The following is a 3,874-nucleotide window of genomic DNA, read 5'->3' as shown; positions in this document are numbered from 1 at the left end:
TTGGATTTGATATAGTATTGGGTAATTTAATATTAAACCTACTATCATATATAAAGCCAAAAATATTTTGCAAAAATAAGTAGAGAAATTAGTTTTATTAATAAAAAAATAAGGGTTAGGTGAATCACTATTGATTCATCAAACCCTTATTTTAGTAGATTTAATCTCTCTTAAAAATATCGCGACTATACACTTTAGAATGTACATCATCTAAAGTTGAATCATAACGATTAGCGATTATGACAGATGAAATAGTTTTGAATTTATCTAAATCATTGATTACTTGGTAATTTTCAAAAAGAGAATTATTAGCTAATGTTGGTTCATAGATGACAATGTTGGCGCCTTTTTCTTTAATCCGTTTCATTACACCTTGAATAGAACTTTGTCGGAAGTTATCAGAATTACTCTTCATAGTTAGACGATAAATACCAATTGTGATATTACTGTAATTAGTAGTATTGGCATCTATTTTTTCAAGAACTTGATTTGCAATGAAATCTTTACGTGTATTGTTGGAATCTACAATTGCTTGGATTAAGTTTTCAGGAACATCATGGTAATTAGCTAAGAGTTGTTTAGTATCTTTTGGTAAGCAGTAGCCACCGTAACCAAAAGATGGATTATTATAGTGAGTTCCAATTCTTGGATCTAAACCTACCCCAGTAATAATCTCTTGAGTATCGAGTCCTTTTAATTCAGCATACGTATCAAGTTCGTTGAAATACGCAACTCTTAAAGCAAGATAAGTATTTGAAAATAATTTAACTGCTTCGGCTTCAGTAAATCCCATAAAAAGAGTGTCGATATCTTCTTTGATTGCTCCATCTTTAAGAAGGTTAGCGAAAGCTTTAGACGTTGAATATAATTCTTCATCTGATTTGTCGGTTCCGATAATGATACGACTAGGATATAAGTTATCGAAAAGAGCCTTGGATTCTCTTAAGAATTCAGGGCTAAAGATAATACGCTTATCATTTAACTTAGCTCTCAATTTAGTTGTATAGCCAACAGGGATAGTCGATTTAATAACGATAATTCCTGATTTGTTGTATTTTCTTGCGGTTTGAATTACTGTTTCTACAGCAGAAGTATCAAATTCTTGAGTTACGTCGTTGTAGTTTGTAGGAGCAGCAACAATGATAAAGTCTGCATCTGTGTAGGCTTGTTTAGGATCAGTGGTTGCAGTCAAAGATAAATCTTTTTCTGAAAGATATTTCTCAATATATTCATCTTGGATAGGTGAGATTTTATTATTAATATCGTTAATCTTTGATTCTACAATGTCGATAGCTTTTACAGTATTATGTTGTGCTAACAAAGTCGCAATAGATAGACCAACGTATCCAAGACCAGCAACAGCAATATTATAATTATTATTCACTGTTTTTCCTCCGTATAAGATTATAATTATTATGTTAATATTATATCACAAACAATCATAGTATAAGAGTATCTTGACATATACGAGTAGTTTTATATAGTGTAATATAGAGGTGAAGTTAATGAACGGAAAACTAGTAAGTGTAATTCTTCCGATATATAACATCGAAAAAGATTATTTAAGACAATGTGTGGATTCGATTTTAAAACAAACATATAAAAATATTGAAATAATATTAGTGGATGATGGTTCAACTAATAATGTTTATGAAATTTGTTTAGAATATCAAAATAAAGATAGTAGAGTTAAAGCTATTAAACAAGAAAATGCGGGAGTTTCAGTAGCCAGAAATACCGGATTAAGTAACTCTAATGGAGAATATATCTGCTTTATAGATCCAGATGATTGGTTGGCTGATAATTATATTGAAAAATTATATGAAAGTATTGAACTAACCAAGAGTGATATTGCGGTATGTAATTGCTTTTTTGTAGATGATAATCAATATAAAGAAAATAACTTTTTACTTGGTGATAATAGGGTTCTTGCAGGAAATGAAAAAAATGAACTTTTATATCAACTAGTTGGTAAGAAAATTGCTTCGTATACAGCACCGCATATTTTAGTGGGTGTTCCATGGGCTAAAATTTATCGAAAGTCAATGTTAGATAAGCATAATTTAGAATTCATTCCTAAATTACGGAGAATGCAAGATAATGTATTTAATCAATATGCGTTTGAGTATGCAGAAAAAATTAGTTATATAACTGATAATTTGTATTACTATCGTAAAGATATGAATTCAGCATCAAATAAATATTCTGAAAATACAATTGAAAATTTTGAGAATTATTTTGATGAATCGTTTAAATATTTAAATCAATTTAAAAAAGAAAAACTTTTATACACAGCTCTATATATGAAGGAACTTACGAGCTTCAATTCATATTTTAGTCGTTATTTCTTCAATAAAGAACATGGTAAAACATATGTAGAAGTAAAGAGTGAAATAAATCAGCTATTGAATAGTGATAGATATATAGAAGCTATGAAAAATGTAGATTATAAATACTTGTATTTACAAGAAAAAATATTTGTATACTTATTAATTCATAGAAAATATAGATTATTAAAAATCCTGGTAGCTCTTAAAGCTTAAATATAGAGTTTTATTGGAATGACTAATATGAAAATGTTAAAGTTTAATATAGATATGTTTATGATAAAGAGATGGAATTAAATCTTAAATTAAATTTAAAAAAATCTCAGCAAATTACAAAAATATATGATATATTATAAAATGACTATAACATGATATTTAGTTAGGAGATATCTTTTGGAAAATAAAGTGAAGATTGTTGTGGCAACGCATAAGGAGTATACGATGCCACAGGATACAATGTATCTACCTATACAGGTAGGATCACAATTACATAAAACAATTGATTTAGGATATCAAAAAGATAATGATGGATTAAATATATCAGAAAAAAATGGCGGATATAGTGAGTTAACAGCATTATACTGGGCATGGAAGAACTTGGATGCCCAATTCATTGGGTTGGCGCATTATCGTCGTCATTTTGGATTATTAAAGAGTGCTGATAATGATCGCATGAAGCGTGTGATTTCAAAACGGGAACTTGAACCACTGTTAGATGATTATGATATTTTTGTTCCTAAGAAGCGTAACTATTATATCGAATCACTGTACTCACACTATGAACATACACATTACGCTAATCATTTAGACGAGACACGTCAGATTGTTGAGGATATGTATCCTGATTACCTTAAAACATATGATCGCGTGTTAAAAGGAACAACAGGATATATGTTCAATATGATGATTATGAAAAAAGAATTGCTAGATCAATATTGTGAATGGATGTTTTCGATTTTATTCGAATTAGAAAAACGTCTTGGAGCAGAAACCCTAGATGATTTCCAACAACGCTTCTATGGACGTGTTAGTGAAATTATCTTTAATGTCTGGCTTCAAAAAAATATTGAAGATGGTAAGATTGATAAAAATAGAATTAAAGAATTACCCTTAGTTTATATTGAAAAGGTGAACTGGTTTAAAAAAGGAGCCGCTTTTTTGAAAGCTAAGTTCTTTCATATTCGATATAAGGGGAGTTTTTAGAAAGATAACAGTTAGAAAAGGTAGCTGCTATCTTTTTTATTATATTTGAGAGGTATTAATCTTTAAGCGAGTAGGCTAAATTCTTTTAAAATTAACAAGAAACTGGGGAAAATATTTTTTCAAAATAGCAAAAATAAAAGCCTTAAAAAATTACGTTTCAAAAAACGTTGATTTCTTAAGGCTTTTTTGTTTGTGAATGATATGTTTATGTGGTTCTTTGTCAATTAATACTGATGAAGAAATCTAATTAAATATAGTCTAAAAAGTAGGTTCTTTGTCAATTAATACTGATGAAGAAATCTAATTAAATATAGTCTAAAAAGTAATGGTTAAGTAGCTTGTAG

The 3,874-nt window shown here is 28.8% G+C and carries 3 protein-coding genes; 2 read left to right on the top strand and 1 reads right to left on the bottom strand.

The genetic code is table 11. The features are described 5' to 3' along the window. Positions 1 to 160: 160 nt before the first annotated feature. Positions 161 to 1,423, bottom strand: a complete 1,263-nt coding sequence (locus JCM14209_RS08430; RefSeq protein WP_476703325.1) for a nucleotide sugar dehydrogenase — start codon at positions 1,421 to 1,423, stop codon at positions 161 to 163. 82 nt (positions 1,424 to 1,505) lie between these two features. On the opposite strand from JCM14209_RS08430, the gene JCM14209_RS08425 reads away from it, so the two are divergent. Then, a complete protein-coding gene (locus JCM14209_RS08425; protein WP_025023023.1) occupies positions 1,506 to 2,543 on the top strand; it encodes a glycosyltransferase in 1,038 nt (345 codons plus the stop codon). Positions 2,544 to 2,720: 177 nt separating this feature from the next. Further along, complete coding sequence (locus JCM14209_RS08420) at positions 2,721 to 3,530, top strand: DUF4422 domain-containing protein (RefSeq protein ID WP_025023022.1); 810 nt, start codon at positions 2,721 to 2,723, stop codon at positions 3,528 to 3,530. Positions 3,531 to 3,874: the final 344 nt, after the last annotated feature.

Origin of the sequence: Ligilactobacillus hayakitensis DSM 18933 = JCM 14209, from assembly GCF_000615845.1 — a bacterium.
Classification (GTDB): Bacteria; Bacillota; Bacilli; order Lactobacillales; family Lactobacillaceae; genus Ligilactobacillus; species Ligilactobacillus hayakitensis.
This window is presented reverse-complemented; position numbering and strand designations above follow the sequence as displayed.

Excerpts from the sequence above, each read along its gene's own strand:
- JCM14209_RS08425 (WP_025023023.1), top strand. The coding sequence starts at position 1,506 with ATGAACGGAAAACTAGTAAGTGTAATTCTTCCGATATATAACATCGAA.